At 65.4% G+C, this 17,950-nt stretch carries 15 protein-coding genes; 7 read left to right on the forward strand and 8 right to left on the reverse strand.

All coding sequences use genetic code 11. The annotated features are described in order from the left end of the window. Positions 1-6: 6 nt before the first annotated feature. A complete protein-coding gene (gene miaB / locus J7548_RS11180) occupies positions 7-1,347 on the reverse strand; it encodes a tRNA (N6-isopentenyl adenosine(37)-C2)-methylthiotransferase MiaB (RefSeq protein WP_290974589.1) in 1,341 nt (446 codons plus the stop codon). Positions 1,348-1,603: 256 nt separating this feature from the next. Further along, positions 1,604-2,473 carry a LysR family transcriptional regulator gene (locus J7548_RS11185; RefSeq protein ID WP_290974591.1) on the reverse strand — a complete coding sequence of 290 codons (870 nt, stop codon included), beginning with the start codon at positions 2,471-2,473 and terminating at the stop codon, positions 1,604-1,606. 109 nt (positions 2,474-2,582) lie between these two features. Here J7548_RS11185 and J7548_RS11190 point away from each other — a divergent pair, with 109 nt between their 5' ends. After that, the gene (locus J7548_RS11190; protein ID WP_290974593.1) at positions 2,583-3,185 is read left to right on the forward strand and encodes a cysteine hydrolase family protein; all 603 of its coding nucleotides are present in this window, start codon (positions 2,583-2,585) and stop codon (positions 3,183-3,185) included. A 68-nt stretch (positions 3,186-3,253) separates the two neighbouring features. Here the strand turns inward: J7548_RS11190 and gdhA are convergent, their stop codons facing one another. Next, the gene (gene gdhA, locus J7548_RS11195) at positions 3,254-4,600 is read right to left on the reverse strand and encodes an NADP-specific glutamate dehydrogenase (protein WP_290974596.1); all 1,347 of its coding nucleotides are present in this window, start codon (positions 4,598-4,600) and stop codon (positions 3,254-3,256) included. 245 nt (positions 4,601-4,845) lie between these two features. Here gdhA and J7548_RS11200 point away from each other — a divergent pair, with 245 nt between their 5' ends. Beyond that, complete coding sequence (locus J7548_RS11200; protein ID WP_290974599.1) at positions 4,846-5,745, forward strand: helix-turn-helix domain-containing protein; 900 nt, start codon at positions 4,846-4,848, stop codon at positions 5,743-5,745. Positions 5,746-5,792: 47 nt separating this feature from the next. Beyond that, the gene (locus J7548_RS11205; RefSeq protein WP_290974602.1) at positions 5,793-6,095 is read left to right on the forward strand and encodes a putative quinol monooxygenase; all 303 of its coding nucleotides are present in this window, start codon (positions 5,793-5,795) and stop codon (positions 6,093-6,095) included. Positions 6,096-6,116: 21 nt separating this feature from the next. Here J7548_RS11205 and J7548_RS11210 read toward each other — a convergent pair whose 3' ends face one another. Further along, positions 6,117-6,809 (reverse strand): TetR/AcrR family transcriptional regulator, encoded by a 693-nt coding sequence (locus tag J7548_RS11210; protein WP_290974605.1) that lies wholly within the window; start codon positions 6,807-6,809, stop codon positions 6,117-6,119. Between the two features lie 175 nt (positions 6,810-6,984). On the opposite strand from J7548_RS11210, the gene J7548_RS11215 reads away from it, so the two are divergent. From J7548_RS11215 to J7548_RS11225, 3 genes are read left to right on the forward strand one after another with little or no spacing between them, the layout of a single operon-like run. Continuing rightward, positions 6,985-8,112 (forward strand): efflux RND transporter periplasmic adaptor subunit, encoded by a 1,128-nt coding sequence (locus J7548_RS11215; protein ID WP_290974929.1) that lies wholly within the window; start codon positions 6,985-6,987, stop codon positions 8,110-8,112. Beyond that, a complete protein-coding gene (locus tag J7548_RS11220; protein ID WP_290974608.1) occupies positions 8,109-11,258 on the forward strand; it encodes an efflux RND transporter permease subunit in 3,150 nt (1,049 codons plus the stop codon). The genes J7548_RS11215 and J7548_RS11220 overlap by 4 nt, the downstream gene beginning before the upstream one ends. Next, complete coding sequence (locus J7548_RS11225) at positions 11,258-12,727, forward strand: efflux transporter outer membrane subunit (RefSeq protein ID WP_290974611.1); 1,470 nt, start codon at positions 11,258-11,260, stop codon at positions 12,725-12,727. The genes J7548_RS11220 and J7548_RS11225 overlap by 1 nt, the downstream gene beginning before the upstream one ends. Here J7548_RS11225 and J7548_RS11230 read toward each other — a convergent pair. Continuing rightward, positions 12,724-13,626 (reverse strand): LysR family transcriptional regulator, encoded by a 903-nt coding sequence (locus J7548_RS11230; protein ID WP_290974614.1) that lies wholly within the window; start codon positions 13,624-13,626, stop codon positions 12,724-12,726. The two genes, J7548_RS11225 and J7548_RS11230, sit on opposite strands and share 4 nt — an antisense overlap. Before the next feature lie 97 nt (positions 13,627-13,723). Between J7548_RS11230 and J7548_RS11235 the strand changes: the two genes are divergently transcribed. After that, positions 13,724-13,936: a hypothetical protein gene (locus J7548_RS11235; RefSeq protein ID WP_290974617.1), complete on the forward strand. Its 213-nt coding sequence runs from the start codon at positions 13,724-13,726 to the stop codon at positions 13,934-13,936. A 42-nt stretch (positions 13,937-13,978) separates the two neighbouring features. Here the strand turns inward: J7548_RS11235 and J7548_RS11240 are convergent, their stop codons facing one another. The 3 genes from J7548_RS11240 to J7548_RS11250 all read right to left on the reverse strand — a co-directional run bounded on the left by J7548_RS11240 (position 13,979) and on the right by J7548_RS11250 (position 17,766). Next, positions 13,979-14,704, reverse strand: coding sequence for a flagellar brake protein (locus J7548_RS11240; RefSeq protein WP_290974620.1), 726 nt, complete (start codon positions 14,702-14,704; stop codon positions 13,979-13,981). Positions 14,705-14,907: 203 nt separating this feature from the next. Next, positions 14,908-16,398 (reverse strand): methyl-accepting chemotaxis protein, encoded by a 1,491-nt coding sequence (locus tag J7548_RS11245; RefSeq protein ID WP_290974622.1) that lies wholly within the window; start codon positions 16,396-16,398, stop codon positions 14,908-14,910. 159 nt (positions 16,399-16,557) lie between these two features. Beyond that, entirely contained in the window at positions 16,558-17,766 is a 1,209-nt protein-coding gene (locus J7548_RS11250) for an MFS transporter (protein ID WP_290974625.1), read from the reverse strand. Between the last annotated feature and the right edge of the window lie 184 nt (positions 17,767-17,950).

Consider the following 17,950-nt stretch of genomic DNA (forward strand, 5'->3'; position numbering starts at 1 on the left):
GTCTGGTTATTGTTTGACGACGATTTCGCCGCGCAGCGAGAACGGGAAGGCCTGCAGGATGGTGACGTCGACCATCTGGCCGACCAGGCGCGCGCCGTTGGGGCCGCCGTCGAAGTTGACCACGCGGTTGTTCTCGGTGCGGCCCTGCAGTTCGCTGGGATCGCGCTTGGACGGCCCTTCCACCAGGATGCGCTGCACGCTGCCAAGCATGGCTTCGCTGATCTTGGCGACGTTGTCGTTGATCACGGCCTGCAGGCGCTGCAGGCGCTTGAGCTTGACTTCCTGCGGCGTGTCGTCGGCCAGGTTGGCGGCCGGGGTGCCGGGACGGGCGCTGAAGACGAAGGAGAAGCTGTTATCGAAGCCGATGTCGTCGATCAGCTTCATCAGCGCTTCGAAATCCTCCTCGGTCTCGCCGGGGAAGCCGACGATGAAGTCGGACGACACCGTGATGTTGGGGCGCACCTTGCGCAAGCGGCGGATCACCGACTTGTACTCGATCGCGGTATAGCCGCGCTTCATCGCCGCCAGCGTGCGGTCGGAACCATGCTGCGCCGGCAGGTAGAGGTGGTCGACCAGCTTGGGCACCTTGGCGTAGGTATCGATCAGGCGCTGCGAGAATTCCTTGGGATGGCTGGTGACGAAGCGGATGCGCTCGATGCCGGGCATCTCGGCGATGTATTCGATCAGCAGCGCGAAGTCGGCGATCTCGCCGTCTTCCATCGCGCCGCGGTAGGCGTTCACGTTCTGGCCCAGCAGCGTGATTTCCTTCACGCCCTGCTCGGCCAGGCCGGCCACTTCGGTCAGCACGTCCTCGAAGCGGCGCGAGACTTCCTCGCCGCGGGTGTAAGGCACCACGCAATAGCTGCAGTACTTGCTGCAGCCTTCCATGATGGAGACATAGGCGGTGGCGCCTTCCACGCGCGCCGGAGGCAGGTGGTCGAACTTCTCGATCTCGGGGAAGCTGATGTCGACCTGCGGGCGGCCGGTGTAGCGGCGCTCGCTGATCATCTGCGGCAGGCGGTGCAGGGTTTGCGGGCCGAACACCATATCCACGTGCGGCGCGCGCTTGACGATGGCTTCGCCTTCCTGCGAAGCCACGCAGCCGCCCACGCCGATCAGCAGGTCGGGGTTCTTCTTCTTCAGCGCGCGCAGGCGGCCCAGGTCGGAGAACACCTTCTCCTGCGCCTTTTCGCGCACCGAGCAGGTGTTGAGCAGGATCACGTCCGCCTCTTCCGGGCGGTCGGTCTTGACCAGGCCTTCGGCGATGTTGAGCACGTCGGCCATCTTGTCCGAGTCGTACTCGTTCATCTGGCAGCCGAAGGTTTTGATGAATATTTTCTTTTGCATAAATCTCAATCCAGCGTGGGACGCAAGGGAAGACGCATGTGGGATGCGGGCGCCGGCAAAGGGAGGCGGGCCGGCAGCGTGGCCGGCGGGCGCGGCGCAGGGCATCAGATACGATGCCGGCGCGGTGGGCGGACCATTCCTCAAAGGCTGGCGATTATAGCACCGGAAGCCTTGCGGAGCCCGCCCGAGGCGGCTTTGGCGGAGCGGGTGGGCGCTGGAAATAATGTCTTTGCGGCAATGTTGCCGGTTTGCGCATTCAAAGATCCTGGCAGCACTGCTCCAGCCAGTCCAGCACCGCCCGCAGCCGCGGCACGGCTTTCAGGTCGCGGTGGAACACCGCCCACAGTTCGCGCTCCAGCTGCACCTGCGGTTCGGCCGGCACCAGCTCCGGCGCCAGCAGGTAGCGCGGCAGCAGCGCCAGGCCTACGCCGGCGCGCGCGGCCATGCATTGCGCGGCCAGGCTGGCGCTGCGCAGGCGCACCGGATTGCCGGCGGCGTGGGCGCTGTGCCACAGGGTTTCGGGAATGTCGGGCACGCCGTCGTCGTAACCGACGAAGGGCGCGGATTTGCGATTCTCGCGCCAGGCGGCCACGACCTCGGCGGTGCCGCACAGGTAATACGCCAGCTTGCCCAGAGGGCGCGCGATCAGCTCGCCGTCCTGCGGCCGCGCGAAGCGTATCGCCAGGTCGGCATCGCGCCGCGCCAGGCTGACGGTCTGGTGGCCCATCGTGAATTCCACGTCGAGATTGGGCCAGCGCTGCAGCAGCGACGGCAGCCGCGGCGCCAGGAACAGCGAACCGAAGGCATCGGTGGCGGCGATGCGCAGCTTGCCTTCCAGCCGCAGGTCTTCGCCGGCCAGCGTGCGCGCCAGCTGCGCGGTCTGTTCCCGCATCGCCCGCGCCGCCGCCAGCACGGTCTCGCCCAGCCGGGTCAGTTCGGTATCGCCGCCGCGCCGGGTGAACAGCGGCGCACCCATGGCGTGTTCCAGCAACTGGAGGCGGCGGCTGACGGTGGCGTGCGTCAGGTCCAACGCCCGCGCCGCGCCCGAGAAACTGCCGGACTCGATGAAGGCGGCGAAGGTGCGCAGGCCTTCCCAGTCGGGCAGGGCGGCAGCGCTGGCGGCCAAAGGCGGGGCTGATGATTTTTTCACAGTCGGCTGGCAGTTTTAGGGAATTGGTGTGCGTATTTTACTAGCCTAAGATGGCTTCACCATCCACCGACACAGAGGAGCCGCCATGAGCATCCCCCAGACCCTGAACCAGATCGCCGGCGCCGCGCCGCGCATCCCGACGTGGCAGGAAGCCGCCCTGGTCGTCATCGACCACCAGGCCGAGTACACCACCGGCAAGGTGCCGCTGGCCGGCATCGACGCCGCGCTCGCGCAGGTCGCCGAATTGCTGCGCCAGGCGCGTGCCGCCGGCGCGCCGGTGATCCACATCGTCCATCACGGCAAGCCGGGCGGCGTGCTGTTCGATCCGCAAGGGCCGTCCTCGGCCATCATCGACGGCGTGCGGCCGCAGGATGGCGAAACGGTCATCGTGAAGAGCCTGCCCAATTCCTTCGCCGGCACCACGCTGGACGCCGAACTGAAGAAGACCGGCCGCAAGTCGCTGGTGATCGCCGGTTTCGCCACCCACATGTGCGTCAGCGCCACCACGCGTTCGGCGCTGGACCATGGCTACGCATCGACCGTGGTGGCCGCCGCCTGCGCCACCCGCGACTTGCCCGATCCGCTGGGCGGCGCGCCGATCAAGGCGGCCGACCTGCAGCGCGCGGCGCTGGCCGAACTGGCCGACCGTTACGCCACGGTGGTGCCGGACGCGGCGGCATTGCGGTAGGAAAGAAAAATCCCCACCCGGCATGGCGCCGGATGGGGATTGCGAAGTAGTCGGGCTGGAGCAGGGTCTTAGATCACGCCCTGCGCCAGCATGGCATCGGCCACCTTCACGAAGCCGGCCACGTTGGCGCCGTCGATGTAGCTGACGGTGCCGTCCTCGCGCTTGCCGTACTGCACGCAGGCGGCATGGATGCCTTGCATGATCTGCAGCAGGCGCGCATCCACTTCCTCGCGGGTCCAGGACATGCGCATGGCGTTCTGGCTCATCTCCAGTCCCGAGGTGGCCACGCCGCCGGCGTTGGATGCCTTGCCGGGCGCGTAGAGCACGCCGGCGGCTTCGAAGGCCTTGGCCGCTTCGATGGTCGAGGGCATGTTGGCGCCTTCGGCCACGCACTGCACGCCGTTGGCGATCAGCGCCTTGGCGTCGTCCAGGTCCAGCTCGTTCTGGGTGGCGCAGGGCAGCGCCACGTCCACCTTGATCGACCACGGGCGCTGGCCGGCCAGGAATTGCACCCCGGGCACCTTGGCGGCGTAGTCGCTGACGCGGCCGTAGTGGTGGTTCTTGATGTCCATCAGGAGGGCCAGCTTCTCGGCGCTGAAGCCTTCCGGGTCATAGGCCGTGCCCGAGGAGTCGGAGACGGTGACGACCCTGGCGCCCAGCTGCATGGCTTTTTCCACGGCGTACTGGGCCACGTTGCCAGAGCCGGAAACCGATACTGTCTTGCCCTTGAACGACTGGCCGCGCGTGGCCAGCATTTCCTGGGCGAAGTACACGGTGCCGTAGCCGGTGGCTTCGGGGCGGATCAGCGAGCCGCCGAACGACAGGCCCTTGCCGGTGAACACGCTGCCCGCGGTGTTGGACAGCTTCTTGTACATGCCCGCCATGAAGCCCACTTCGCGCCCGCCCACGCCGATGTCGCCGGCCGGGACGTCGGTGTCGGGGCCGACGTGGCGGAACAGTTCGGCCACGAAGGCCTGGCAGAAGCGCATCACTTCGGCCGGGCTCTTGCCCTTGGGATCGAAGTCCGCGCCGCCCTTGCCGCCGCCCATGGGCAGCGTGGTCAGCGCGTTCTTGAAGGTCTGTTCGAATGCCAGGAACTTCAGCACCGACTGGTTCACCGACGGGTGGAAGCGCAGGCCGCCCTTGTAGGGGCCGATGGCCATGCTGTGCTGGATGCGGAAGCCGCGGTTGATATGCACCTGGCCCTTGTCGTCGGTCCAGCTCACGCGGAACTGGATGATGCGCTCGGGTTCGACCAAGCGTTCAAGCAAGGCGCTTTCCGCATACTTCGGATGCTTGCCGATGAAAGGCCAGAGGCTCTCCATCACTTCGGTGACCGCCTGCAGGAATTCTGGCTGGCCGGGATTGCGTTGCGCCACTTCTTCGAGGAACTGGCCGACTGACTGGTACTTCATGAAGGACTCTCTGGCTGTTTGTGGTTGCGGGGTAACCTTTAATTATGCCAAAAAGTGGTGCATAAACGATTGTTTATGGTGCGTATTGCATCCGGTGTTGGTGCGTTTTGGGTGTTTTTGCATCGATATGGTGAAAATTAGAATTTATTCTTTGCCAATTAAATGGGGAGACGTCCGATGGCGGCTTGGATTGGGCATGCGCCCGGCCATGGCCGCAGGCAGGGGATTGCCGCTATGATCAAAGAATGGACGCCGGAACGGATGGTTTGCACGGCACGGCGCCAGTACATAGAAAACATTGCTCCGGCGGCCAGCCATCCTTGTTTCCCGTGAAAATATTTCACCAATATCCGCATGCGGCACTCAGCCCCTTCATTGATCGCCTGTGGGGCTGGGAGAGCGTGTCCCCGGAACCCGTCCGCCTGCCGACATTGCTGCCCGGCACGGGCGCCGAGCTTTATGTGCACTACGGCGAACCGTTCCGGATCGAAACCCGGGGCGGACCGCCGGCCGCCGTCGACCGGGGGCATCTGTTCTGCATCCGCAATACTCCGATTCCGCTGTCCCCGGCGTCCGGCATCGGTTTCGTCGCCGTCCGCTTCAAGATCGGCATGCTGCGCCGGTTCACCAATCTCCCTGCCAATGAACTGGCGGATAGCCGGCTTTGCGTGCATGACCTGTGGGGTGTGGCGGGAACGCGGCTGGCGCAGCAGCTGTCCGGCGCAGCCGGCCACCGGGAGCGAATCGCGCTGCTCCAGCGCTTCCTGCTGCGCCATCTGCGGACGGAGTCGGAAGACTTGCCGGTCGAGCAGGCGATGGGTCTGCTTTACCGGCAAGGCACGGCGTTGTCGATCGATGCGCTGGCCGGCGGGGCGAACCTCGGGCGCCGGCAATTCGAACGCCGCTGGCAGAAGTTCAGCGGCCAGTCCCCGAGCGAGGTCAAGGGCCTGATCCGGTTCCAGCGGGCGGTGCGCCAACTGATGATCATCCCCTCGGCCGGCGTGGCCGATACCGCGCTGGCTTGCGGTTATTTCGACCAGGCCCATTTCATCCATGATTTCCGGCGCCGGGTGGGGATGGCGCCCGGGCATTATCTGCGGCTGGCCCGCGACAAGACGCATTTTTACAATACGCCCTTGCGCTGACCCGGCATGCTGCCGGCTCCCGATCAATAAACCGATGGAGCCGAACCATGTTTGTATTGTTAGTCGAACTTGAAACCGATGCGGCGCGGGCCGCTGAGCTGGAAAGCGTCCTGCGCTCGCTGGCGGCATCCGCCCGGGCCGAACCCGGCATTCTCTTTTACGCGGTCCAGCGCCCTCAAGGCGATCCGGGCAGGTTCATCCTTTACGAATACTATGCGGACAAGGCCGCCTGGGAAACGCATCTGCAGTACGCGCCGGCGAAGGAACAGCTCGACCGTTTTGACTCCCTGCTGGCGGCGCCGCCCAAGTTGACTTTCTGCGATGCCGTCGCGATAAGTTCGGCTGTTTGAAGGAAAGGCGCGCAACGCGCCTCAGGCCGCTTTTTTTCTTTTCGCCGCCGGTTTGCCCATCGGTGTTTCCCGTTTTGGTTTGGGTTCGGGCGCGGCGGGAGCGCGCGCCGTAATGGATGCCTTCAGGAACCATGACAAGACCGATTCAGCCGTCTTGTCATCCACCATGTCCGGCGCGCAGCGGTGCGCAAAGCTCACGCCTTCGCACAAGGCCATCAGGCCGATGGCGATTTCACGCGGCGGCGCCGCGGTCTCGGTGCCGGTCAGTTTGGAGAACATCTCGACGAATCCGGCGATCTGGCGATAGCGCTCTTCCAGGAAACCGTTGAGTTCAGCCCGGAACTTCTCGTCGCGCAAGGCGACGATGCGCGCCTCCATCCACAGCAGGCTGCACTTGTCCCCCTGGTATAGCCGGGAGTAATGGGCGGCAACAGCTTCTTCCAGGGCGGCCGGGTCGTCGACCGGGCCGCCCAGCATGCGGCGGAATTCCTGGTCGATGCTTTCGCCTTCGCGGCGCAGCAGTTCGAAGAACAGCTGGTTCTTGTCGTCGAAGTTGGAATAGAAGGCGCCGCGCGAATAGCCCGCGGCAGAGCTGATGTCCTCCACGCTGGTCAGCGGGAATCCCTTTTGCGTGAAAACCGCGTGCGCCGCCTCCAGCAGCCTTTCCCTGGTCTGCTCACGGCTTTGTTCACGGCTGAGTCGTTGGCGTGTCATGGGGCGAATTCTAGCATCGGTGAATTCAAATACAATGTTGCATTTGAATTCGTATGTGAATTAGAATTCCGGGAAATTCAATTGCCCCCGGGATTCGGAGCGCACGGCGGTCCGGACATCCACCTTCCATGAAAGGAACGTCGTGAAGCTCGTCCTCCATCCCTCCCTGCGCAGCCTGCCTGCGCGCATTGCCGGCACGCATCGCCTGGCGCCCCCGGCGCTGGCGCTGTCGCTCACCCTGGCGCTGGCCGCCTGCGGCAAGCCTGCCCCGGTGGCCGAAATGCCGCGTGAAGTGGTGGTCCTGCAAGCCCAGCAGCGCGACGGCGCGCAAACGCTGTACTTGCCGGCCGAAGTGCAGCCGCGCTTCGTTACCGCGATGTCTTTCCGCGTCGCCGGCCAGTTGGTGGAGCGCCGCGTACACCTGGGCGATACGGTGCGCAAGGGGCAGGTGGTGGCGCGCCTGGATCCGGCCGATGCCGAACATAATGCCGCCAGCGCGCAGGCTGAACTGGCGTCGGCGCGCGAGCACCTGGAGGCGGCGCAAAAGCAGCTCAGGCGCGATACCGAACAGGCGCGCGACAACCTGATCAGTACCCAGCAACTGGAGCAAAGCCAGGATGCCCACGCGGCGGCGCAAGCCCAGTTCAAGGCGGCGCAGGCGCGCGCGGCGGTAGCCGGCAACCAGCGCGGCTACACCGGCCTGGTGGCGGAACACGACGGCGTGATTAGCGCCGAGCAGGCCAACACCGGCGATGTGCTGGCGGCCGGCCAGCCGGTGTTCTCGCTAGCCTGGTCCGGCGCGGTGGATGTGATCACCGACGTGGCCGACAGCCAGGTCGCCGGCATCCATCCCGGCGCGGCGGCGACCGTCACGCTGCCGGCCTTGCCGGGCAAGCGCTTCAATGGCAGCGTGCGCGAAGTGAGCCCGGCGGCGGATCCGCAAAGCCGCACCTACCGCGTCAAGGTCACGCTGGAGCAACCGGATGCGGCCCTGCGCCTGGGTATGACCGGTGAGGTTGCCATTGCGCCGGGCGCGCGCGCGCAGCAGGCCGGGCCGGTCATGGTGCTGCCCGCCACGGCGCTGTTCCACCAGGGCGACAAGCCCGCGGTATGGATCGTCGGCGGCGACGGCAAGCTGGCGCTGCGTCCGGTGACGGTGGCCGCCTACGGCGAGCGCAGCATCTCGCTGGCGCAGGGCGTGGCTGCCGGCGACAAGGTGGTGGTGCAGGGCGTGCACACGCTGACCGTCGGCGAAAAGGTCAAGCCCATCGCCCCGCTGCACGCCGAGGACTTCGCACTATGAGCACGCCCGGCACCGACCGTTTCAACCTGTCTTCCTGGACCCTGCGGCACCAGGCGCTGGTGACCTTCATCCTGGCGCTGGTGACGCTGCTGGGCATCGGCTCCTACACCCGCCTGTCGCAATCGGAAGATCCGCCGTTCACCTTCAAGGTGATGGTGATCCAGACCGACTGGCCGGGCGCCACCGCGCGCCAGGTGCAGGAGCAGGTCACCGACCGCATCGCCCGCAAGCTGCAGGAGACGCCGGACGTCGACTTCCTGCGCAGCTATTCGCGCCCGGGGCAGTCGCAGCTGTTCTTTACCATCAAGGACACGGCGCCGGCGGCGCAGGTGCCCAAGACCTGGTACCAGGTGCGCAAGAAGGTCGGCGACATCGCAGCCACCCTGCCGCAGGGCGTGCGCGGGCCTTACTTCAACGATGAGTTCGGCGACGTCTACACTAACATCTACGCGCTGGAAGGCGACGGCTTCACGCCGGCGCAGCTGCGCGACTATGCCGACCAGTTGCGCGGCGAACTGCTGCGCGTGCCCGGCGTGGGCAAGATCGACTACTTCGGCGAGCGCAACCAGCACATCTACATCGACATCGGCAACGCCAAGATGACGCGCCTGGGCATCAGCCCGCAACAGCTGGCCGACGCCATCGGCGGCCAGAACGCGGTGGCGCCGGGCGGGCTGGTGACCACCGGCGGCGACCGCGTGTATGTGCGGCCCAGCGGCCAGTTCGAGGACCTGCGCGCGATCGAGGACAAGATCGTCCACATCAACAACCGCAATTTCCGCCTGGGTGATATCGCCACCATCCGGCGCGGCTACGACGAGCCGCAGGAGCAGGAGATGCGTTCCAACGGCAAGCCGGTGCTTGGCATCGGCGTGACCATGCAGCCCGGCGGCGACGTCATCCGCCTGGGCAAGGCGCTCGACGCGCGCACCGACGAGCTGCGCCGTCGCTTGCCGGCCGGCCTGGCGCTGACGCCGGTGGCCAGCATGCCGCACGCGGTCGAGAAGTCGGTCGACGACTTCCTCGAGGCGGTGGCCGAGGCGGTCGCCATCGTGCTGGTGGTGAGCCTGGTGTCGCTGGGCATCCGGACCGGCATGGTGGTGGTGATCTCGATTCCCATCGTGCTGGCGGTCACCGCCCTGTTCATGTACATGTTCGACATCGGCCTGCACAAGGTCTCGCTGGGCACGCTGGTGCTGGCGCTGGGCCTGCTGGTGGACGACGCCATCATCGCCGTGGAAATGATGGCGGTGAAGCTGGAGCAGGGCTGGAACCGCCGCCGCGCCGCCGCGTTCGCCTATACCAGCACCGCCTTCCCGATGCTGACCGGCACGCTGGTGACGGTGTCGGGCTTCCTGCCGATCGCGCTGGCCAAGTCGGGCACCGGCGAATACACGCGCTCCATCTTCGAGGTGTCGGCGATCGCCTTGCTGCTGTCCTGGCTGGCGGCGGTAGTGCTGATCCCGCTGCTGGGCTACCACATGCTCAAGGAAAAGCCGGATGCGCTGACCGACGAGCAGCTGGCCGCCAATCCCCACGCCGGCCACGACGAGGAAGACCACGACCATCCGATCTACCAGACCCGCATCTACACCCGCCTGCGCAAGATGGTGGCCTGGTGCGTGGCCTACCGCGGCCGCGTGGTGCTGGCCACGACGCTGCTGTTCATCGGTTCGCTGGCCGCGTTCGGCCTGGTGCCGCAGCAGTTCTTCCCCAGTTCGGACCGTCCCGAACTGCTGATCGACCTGCGCCTGCCGGAGCGCGCTTCCTTCGAGGCCACCCAGCGCGAGGCGCAGCGCATGGAAGCGGTGCTCAAGGGCCGCCCGCAGATCGACCACGTGATCAGCTTCGTCGGCACCGGCGCGCCGCGCTTCTACCTGCCGCTGGACCAGCAGCTGCCCAGCGCCAACTTCGCGCAATTCGTGGTCACGGCCAAATCGGTGGAAGACCGCGAGGCGCTGGCCAAGGCCCTGGAAGAGCCGCTGCGCACGCAGTTCAGCGGCCTGCGCACACGCCTGACGCGACTGGAGAACGGCCCGCCGGTCGGCTTCCCGGTGCAGTTCCGCGTCAGCGGCGAGCAGATCCCCAAGGTGCGCGCCATCGCCGAACAGGTGGCCGCCGAGATCCGCAAGGAGAGCCGCGCCACCAACGTGCAATTCGACTGGGACGAGCCGGCCCAGCGCTCGGTGTCGTTCGAGGTGGATCAGAAGCGCGCCGGCGAACTGGGGCTGACCTCGCTGCAGATCTCCAACTTCCTGGCCATGCAATTGTCGGGCTACACCGTGACCCAGTATCGCGAGCGCGACAAGCTGATCAGCGTCGACCTGCGCGCGCCGCGCAACGAGCGCGTCGATCCCGCGCGCCTGGCCACGCTGTCCATGCCGACCGCCAACGGCCCGGTGCCGCTGGCCACGCTCGGCCAGTTCCGCAATACGCTGGAATACGGCGTGATCTGGGAACGCGACCGCCAGCCTACCATCACCGTGCTGGCCGACGTGCGCGCCGGCGTGCAGGGCATCGACGTGACCAACGCGGTGGACCAGAAGCTCCATGCGCTGCGCGCCGGCTTGCCGGTGGGCTACCGCATCGACGTCGGCGGCCCGGTCGAGGAAAACGCCAAGGCGCAGTCCTCGATCTCGGCGCAGATGCCGCTGATGGTGATCGCCGTGCTGCTGCTCCTGATGGTGCAGTTGCAAAGCTTCGGCCGCACCATGATGGTGGTGCTGACCGCGCCGCTGGGCCTGATCGGCGTGGTCGGCGCGCTACTGCTGTTCCACCAGCCGTTCGGCTTCGTCGCCATGCTGGGCACCATCGCCATGCTGGGCATCATCATGCGCAATTCGGTGATCCTGGTGGACCAGATCGAGCAGGACATCGCCGCCGGCCGCGGCCGTTTCGACGCCATCGTCGGCGCCACCGTGCGCCGCTTCCGTCCCATCACGCTGACCGCGGCGGCGGCGGTGCTGGCGCTGATCCCGCTGTTGCGCAGCAACTTCTTCGGTCCGATGGCCACCGCCCTGATGGGCGGCATCACCATCGCCACCGTGCTGACCCTGTTCTACCTGCCGGCGCTGTATGCGCTGTGCTACCGGGTCAAGACCAGCGAAACCCACCACGGCAATGCGGCCACGCAAGGGAGCCACTGATGCTTACTCATGAATTGTTCAAGCCCCGGCTGCTGGCGGCGCTGGCGCTGTCGGCATTGTCCGGATGCGCCCTGGGGCCGGCCGGCGATGCGCCCGCCATGCCGCAGCCCGATCACTATGCGGTGGAGGCGACCCCGGCGGCCATCGGCACCGACGGCGCCCGCCAGCAATTCGTGCTGGGCCAGCGCGCCGTGCCGCAGTGGTGGCAGGCCTATGCCTCGCCCGAATTGTCGTCCTGGGTGGATGAGGCCCTGCGGCACAACCATTCGCTGGCGCAGGCCGAACGTAGCCTGGCCGGCGCCAAGGAACAATTGCGCGCGCAGGTCAATGAGTCGCTGTGGCCCACCATCGACGCGGTCGGGCAAGCCTCGCGCCAGCGCGCGCTGGGCCTGCCCACCATGGGACCGCAGACCAACCTGTACAACGTCTTTGCCGGCCAGATCCGCGCCAGCTATACCTTCGACCTGTTCGGCGTGGAGCGCTACGCCAACTCGGCGCTGGCGGCCCAGGTCGACGCCCAGTCCTACCAGCTCGATGCGGCGCGCCGCGCGCTGGCGGCCAATGTGGTGATCGCCGCCATCAATGCGGCCTCGCTGCGCGAGCAGGTCATGCAGACCGAGCGCCTGGCGGCGCTGGCCGACACCGATGCGGATGAATTGCGGCGGCGCGCCGCCGTCGGCGCGGTGGCCGCCGACGACGTGCTGGCGGCGCAGGCCAATGCGCAATCGCTGCACGCCAGCCTGCCGGGGCTGACATCGCAGTGGCAGGCCATGCGGCATGCGCTGGCGGTGCTGATGGGACGCACGCCCGACGCCGCACCCGCCGACCTCGACATCGCCGCCTTGCGCCTGCCCGAGCAGGTGCCGCTGTCGGTGCCGTCCGACCTGCTGCGCCAGCGGCCGGACATCCTGGCGGCCGACGCCGCGCTGAAGGTGGCCGCGGCCCAGGAAGCGCTGGCCACGGCCGAGATGTTCCCCAGCCTGTCGATCAATGCATCGTTCGGGCAATCCGGTTTCACCTGGCCCAAGGCCACCGGCGCCGCGGGCGCGGTGTGGGGCATCGGCGCCTCTCTCACGCAGCCGATCTTCCACGGCGGCGCCTTGCGCGCGCGCCGGCGCGCCGCGCAAGAGGCTTACCTGGCATCGGAAGACAATTACCGGCAGACGGTATTGAACGCGTTCCAGAACGTGGCCGACAGCCTGGTGGCGCTGACCCATGACGCCGACGCGCTGCAGGCCGCATCCGCCGCGCGCGGCCACAGCGAGCAGAGCTGGCGCAATGCGCAAAAGCGGAACGCGCTGGGCGCTATCGCACCCGGCGCCGTGCGCGCCGGCGAGCGCCAATACCGCAATGCGCGCCTGGGCGAGATCCGCGCCACGGCGGCGCGGCTGGCCGATACGGCGACCTTGTTCCAGGCCATGGGCGTGGGCATCGATGCGCCGGCGCAGGCGATTCAGGAGCGGCGTTAGCTTTTCGGCGCCGCGGAGAGCGGTCCGCGCGCCTGCTCGATAAAGGCGCTCAGGTAGTCGATGCCGACATCGGCTTCGCGGGCGCCCAGGAAGATGTGCTTGGCGATGCCGTGCTTGCCCAGCCGCACCGGCACCACGTCCATCTTGTCGGCGTATTCCAGCACCAGCCAGCGCGGCAGCGCGGCCACGCCGCGGCCGCTGGCGACCATCTGCATCATGATGTCGGTGGTTTCGATGGCCTTGTGGCGCTTGGGCGCGATGCCGGCCGGCGTGAGGAACATGCTGTAGATATCCAGGCGGTCGACCGGCACCGGGTAAGTCACCAGTACCTCATTGGTCAATTGCTTGGGCTTGATGTATTCCTCCTTGGCCAACTGGTGCTTGCCGGCCACCACCAGCACCTGCTCGTAGTCGAACACTGGTTCGAATACCAGTCCCGGTTTGTCCAGCGGATCGGGCGTCACCAGCAGGTCGATCTCATAACCGAACAGCGCGCCGATGCCGCCGAACTGGAATTTCTGCTTCACGTCCACATCCACGTCGGGCCACGCCGCCAGGTACGGCGACACCACCTTCAGCAGCCACTGGTAGCAGGGATGGCACTCCATGCCGATGCGCAGCGCGCCGCGTTCGCCCTGGGCGAACTGGCGCAGGCGTTCTTCGGCCAGGGACAACTGCGGCAGCACGCGGTTGGCTACCGCCAGCAGGTATTGCCCGGCCTGGGTCAGGCGCAGGCTGCGGCCTTCCCGCAGCCAGATGTCGGTGCCCAGTTGCTGCTCCAGCTTCTTCATGCTGTGGCTCAGGGCCGACTGCGTCACGTGCAGGACGCCGGCGGCGGCGGTCAGCGAACCTTGCCGCTCCACTTCCTGCACGATGGACAAATGGATTCGATCAAGCATGTTGGATGAGGAAAAATCATGGATTGTTGAGATGAGGCCATCTTACTTCATGATTCGTACTCTTAACGATGCCAGTACGAATTTGGGGGAGCCAACCATGATCGCCATCCACACCCCGGGCTTCTCCCGCATCGGCGCGAAGCGTGAAGTGGATGCGGATCGACGGGCAGATCCTGGTCGCCGAACGGGATGCCGAGTGACGGCAAGCGCGTTCAGCGCCATCAACGGTCGCGAAGACGGGCGGCCGCTGGTCAATGTGCTGCCGCTGGAGGTGATCAACGGCTGCAACATCTTTTCTATTTTTCTATAGGAAGGGGGGCGGACGCCGGAGACATCCTGCCGTCGCATGGACTTATTTGGCGGGGTCGTCCTTGACCTTGATCTTCTGGGCGTTCTGTTCCCGCTCCAGTTGCAAGATGAATTTTTGGATGGCGGCCAGGACGGCGCGCGGCGTCTCGACGAATTCGCAGCCGAAATGGTGGATATGGTTTTCGTTGGGCTGTTCTTCTTTTTTGACCGAACGCACCTTCAGCCTGACGGGGACGGTGGTGGCCACGCCCAGTTCCAGGTGGCAATCGTCGTAGACGGTATCGGCCTGCAACGGGAGCGACGCGCTTTTGTCGATAATGCCGATGCCCCCCGCGCTGATGTTGCTGACCGCGGCCCACAGCAGGTTGAATTTGCCGTCGGGGCCGGTGAAGCGGATTTTGCAGCGCAAGGAAGAAGTCGGCGGAACATCGATCCGGAAGAATTCGCGCCGCTGTATGCGCACCAGCTGATCGGGGATGGCGACTTTCAGCGCCAGGTATTGTTCATTGGCCCCGGTGTGGAGGATTTGCTTGGCGGAAAACTTGATCAGGGCGTTGCGCGGATTGGCGGAAAAAACCACGTCGCTGCTTTCGACGATCGCCTTGTTCAGGCCGGCGTTCGGCGCCGCCTTGATGAACATCACGTTCTCGTCCATGCGCAGGATGGAGGTCGCGACCGCTCCTTCCATATCCTTGACCCGGATGGACAGCTCCAGGCTCTCCTTCATCATCGTGCTCAGCAGAGCGACGATTTCCCTCTTGGACGACACCTGGTATCTTGCGTCCTCTGTATCAGGCGCATTAGTGTTCATTTGTCAGACCCCTCATTTCGGTTCAACAAAGAATCGAATTATCCCGTCGTTGTGCGATGCAGCAGAAAAGTGCATGAAACGAGGCCATAGCATAGCACCCGGATTGCCATGCGGCAATCGGGTCGGGGGAAGGGCTGGGACGGGGTGTTTTGAAGGTCGGTCTAAGCGAATTGGATGCGTTCCAGCTTGAAGACGCTGACCGCGGCGGACAGGTTCCTGGCCTGGGTCTTCAGCGATTCGGTCGCCGCCGCGGCTTCTTCGACCAGCGCCGCGTTTTGCTGCGTCACGGTGTCCATCTCCGCAATGGCCTGGTTGACTTGCTCGATGCCGGCCTCCTGTTCGCTGCTCGCGGCCGATATCTCGCCCATGATGTCCGTCACGTTTTTCACGCTGGCGACCAGTTCATCCATCGTCGCGCCGGCTTCCCGGACCAGCTTGCTGCCGGCTTCCACCTTCTCCACCGAGTTGCTGATCAGGAGGTTGATTTCCTTGGCGGCGGTGGCGGAGCGTTGCGCCAGGCTGCGCACCTCCGAGGCGACAACGGCGAATCCCCGGCCTTGCTCGCCGGCGCGGGCCGCTTCGACTGCCGCGTTCAGCGCCAGGATATTTGTCTGGAACGCTATCCCGTCAATCACGGAAATGATATCGACGATTTCTTTGGCGGACTCGCTGATTTGCCCCATGGTCGTCACCACGTCGGAGACCACGGCGCCGCCTTTGGTGGCTGCCGCCGAGGCCGAGGCTGCCAGGGAATTGGCTTGCCGGGCGTGGTCCGTATTGCGCCTGACCGTCGATGTGATTTCTTCCATGGCCGCGGCGGTCTGTTCCAGCGAGCTGGCCTGTTCCTCCGTGCGCGCCGACAAGTCCAGGTTGCCTCCGGCGATCTGGGTCGACGCCGCCACGATGGTATCGCTTCCCGATCGCACGCTGCCGACAACCGTTCTCAAGCTTTCATTCATATCCTTTAAGGCTTGCAGCAGTTCTCCCGTCTCATCCTTTCGTGTGACATCGATGCGGCTGCTCAAGTCGCCTGCGGCGACCGTCTTGGCGATCTCGACCGCATCGCGCATGGGGCGGGTGATGGAACGCGTGGCAAGGACGGCGAGAACGATGGCGAGAACCAGCGTCGCCGCGCCGACGCTTATCTCAATGATTTTGCCCGACCCGATCGAGGTGGAAATGCCCTGGCCGGTGGAGTCGGCGCTATCGCGGGCAATGGCGAGCAAGCCGGAAAATCCGGCGGCAAGTATCTTGTCCGCGCCGCTGATTGCGGCGTCTATCTCGGCAATCGATGCGCCGCTCGCTTTCATCGACTGGGCCTTGGACAAGGCCTCCCGGTACAGCTGCTCGCCCGATTTTATTTTTTCCAGCAGTTCCTGCTCTTTGGGATTGTCGATCCCCAGTTTCCTGTAGTCCGCAACCAGCTGGGAAATCGCATCCATATCGCCAAGAAATTTCTTGTCGTACTCCTTGCCTCTGACAACATAGTTCTTGAAATTCTGGACGCCGTCCCCGAGCTTGATATAGCCCTGGGTGGCATAAGCCTGCTTATTCAGGACCGTGCCGGAAAATCCATCCCAGTGCCGTCCTATCTGGCCCAGAGTCAGGAGGGAAACAGCGATCAAGACGCAGGTGAGCAATGTCACCAGCATGAACGAACCGCCTAGACGGGTTCCTATTTTCATAAATCCCCCTGGTGATTGTAGTTATGCGTTTTGCTGATCTTACCTAAAGGCGGCTGAAAAGAAAGGGGGACGGCGCAATTTGGCGCCCTGCGTAGTTGAGCCGCGACATGGCGCTGCAGCGATTGTTCAGCCCGCATCCAGGCTGTTCTGCACCTTCCATGACAGCGGCAAGGTGAGGAGCAGGAATGCCGCCAGCATCTGCAGGGCGGCCGGAACGCCGGAGAGATCGCCCAGGTGGCCGAACAGCACCGGCGACAGCGCGCCGGCGCCGATGGTGCCGGTATAGAACAGCGCGAAGGCATGGTCACGCTTTTCGGAGCCCGCCAGTTCCGGCACCGTGCCATACAAGACCGAGGAGGTGCCGTTCAGGGCCAGGCCCAGCAGCGGCAGCATCATCATCAGCCAGGACAGCGGGAGCCACACGGCCAGCAGGATGCATAACGAGGTGGTGCCCTCGGTCAGCCAGACCGTCTTCATCATGCCCACGCGCGCGCCGAGATAGCCGCACAGCAGCTTGCCGAAGGCGCCGCCGACGAACAGCAGCGAAAGCGCGACGCCGATGCCGGCTGTGCCGGCGCCCTTGCTGCTGAGCAGGAACGGCAGGAAGGTGAGGAATCCCATGCGTACCGCGCTGTCGATGATGCCGGTCGCCTGCAATGCCCACATGCCGCCGCGCGGCGCGGCGGCTTTGCCTGCGGAATTCTTGGGGCGGTTCGTATCCGATCCTTGGTTCCGCGGGATCAGCCACCACAGCAGCGCAGCGGCTCCCATGCCCAGCAGGCCGATCAGCGCGGCGCCGGCCTGCCAGCTCGCCACCACCAGCAGCAGGCCGATCAGGCCGGGAATGAGGGTCTTGCCGATATCGCCGGCGAAGTTGTAATGCGACAGCGCTTCCTTGACCTTGCCGCCATCTTGCTGGCTGTCGGCCACCAGCGACGAGGCCAGCGGATGTTGCGTGCTGGCGCCCAGCCCGCCGAGCACCAGCGCCAAGAGCAGCCATCCGATGCCGTTCGCCTGGCTGGCAATCAGGTAGGAAAGGCCGGCCAGCGCAGTGCCGCCCACCAGCACGCGTTTGCGGCCCCAGCGCCGGGCGAAGCGGCTCGCCAGCAGTTGGAAGCCGGCCATCACGCCGGAGTAGGAGCCGCGCAAGAGGCCGACCAGGGAATAGCTCAGCGCGAACTGCGACTGCCATAGCGGAAGGAGAACGTAGATGACATCGGTCAGGCCGTCGTGGACCGCGTGCGCGCCGCACGCGGCGAATAAGCTGCGCCGTCGTGGCGACGCTTCAGGGCGGGATGTTTGGGTGTTGTCGGCTTCGGCGTAGGGGCTGTTCATTGTTCTTGGTCTTTTTCAAAGGAGGATATTTATCGCTGTTCCCTGGGTTTGAAAACGGACTGCAGGAAGGGCCCCATGGGCTTCACTCATCTGCCGGCCGTTCTTCAACGGCGCCATGGATTGCCTTGTGAAAGGATACGCCATTATGTAGCTGGCTAAAGAGAAGGGAAGCGGAGATGCCCGC

Origin of the sequence: Herbaspirillum sp. (assembly GCF_017744395.1) — a bacterium.
GTDB lineage: Bacteria > Pseudomonadota > Gammaproteobacteria > Burkholderiales > Burkholderiaceae_D > Herbaspirillum.

What these genes read in the sequence shown, in the direction of transcription:
- miaB (WP_290974589.1), bottom strand. Translation starts at nt 1,347, where the DNA reads ATGCAAAAGAAAATATTCATCAAAACCTTCGGCTGCCAGATGAACGAG.
- J7548_RS11190 (WP_290974593.1), top strand. Translation starts at nt 2,583, where the DNA reads ATGAGCATCCCCCAGACCCTGAACCAGATCGCCGGCGCCGCGCCGCGC.
- gdhA (WP_290974596.1), bottom strand. Translation starts at nt 4,600, where the DNA reads ATGAAGTACCAGTCAGTCGGCCAGTTCCTCGAAGAAGTGGCGCAACGC.
- J7548_RS11200 (WP_290974599.1), top strand. Translation starts at nt 4,846, where the DNA reads ATGGACGCCGGAACGGATGGTTTGCACGGCACGGCGCCAGTACATAGA.
- J7548_RS11205 (WP_290974602.1), top strand. Translation starts at nt 5,793, where the DNA reads ATGTTTGTATTGTTAGTCGAACTTGAAACCGATGCGGCGCGGGCCGCT.
- J7548_RS11210 (WP_290974605.1), bottom strand. Translation starts at nt 6,809, where the DNA reads ATGACACGCCAACGACTCAGCCGTGAACAAAGCCGTGAGCAGACCAGG.
- J7548_RS11220 (WP_290974608.1), top strand. Translation starts at nt 8,109, where the DNA reads ATGAGCACGCCCGGCACCGACCGTTTCAACCTGTCTTCCTGGACCCTG.
- J7548_RS11225 (WP_290974611.1), top strand. Translation starts at nt 11,258, where the DNA reads ATGCTTACTCATGAATTGTTCAAGCCCCGGCTGCTGGCGGCGCTGGCG.
- J7548_RS11230 (WP_290974614.1), bottom strand. Translation starts at nt 13,626, where the DNA reads ATGCTTGATCGAATCCATTTGTCCATCGTGCAGGAAGTGGAGCGGCAA.
- J7548_RS11235 (WP_290974617.1), top strand. Translation starts at nt 13,724, where the DNA reads ATGATCGCCATCCACACCCCGGGCTTCTCCCGCATCGGCGCGAAGCGT.
- J7548_RS11245 (WP_290974622.1), bottom strand. Translation starts at nt 16,398, where the DNA reads ATGCTGGTGACATTGCTCACCTGCGTCTTGATCGCTGTTTCCCTCCTG.
- J7548_RS11250 (WP_290974625.1), bottom strand. Translation starts at nt 17,766, where the DNA reads ATGAACAGCCCCTACGCCGAAGCCGACAACACCCAAACATCCCGCCCT.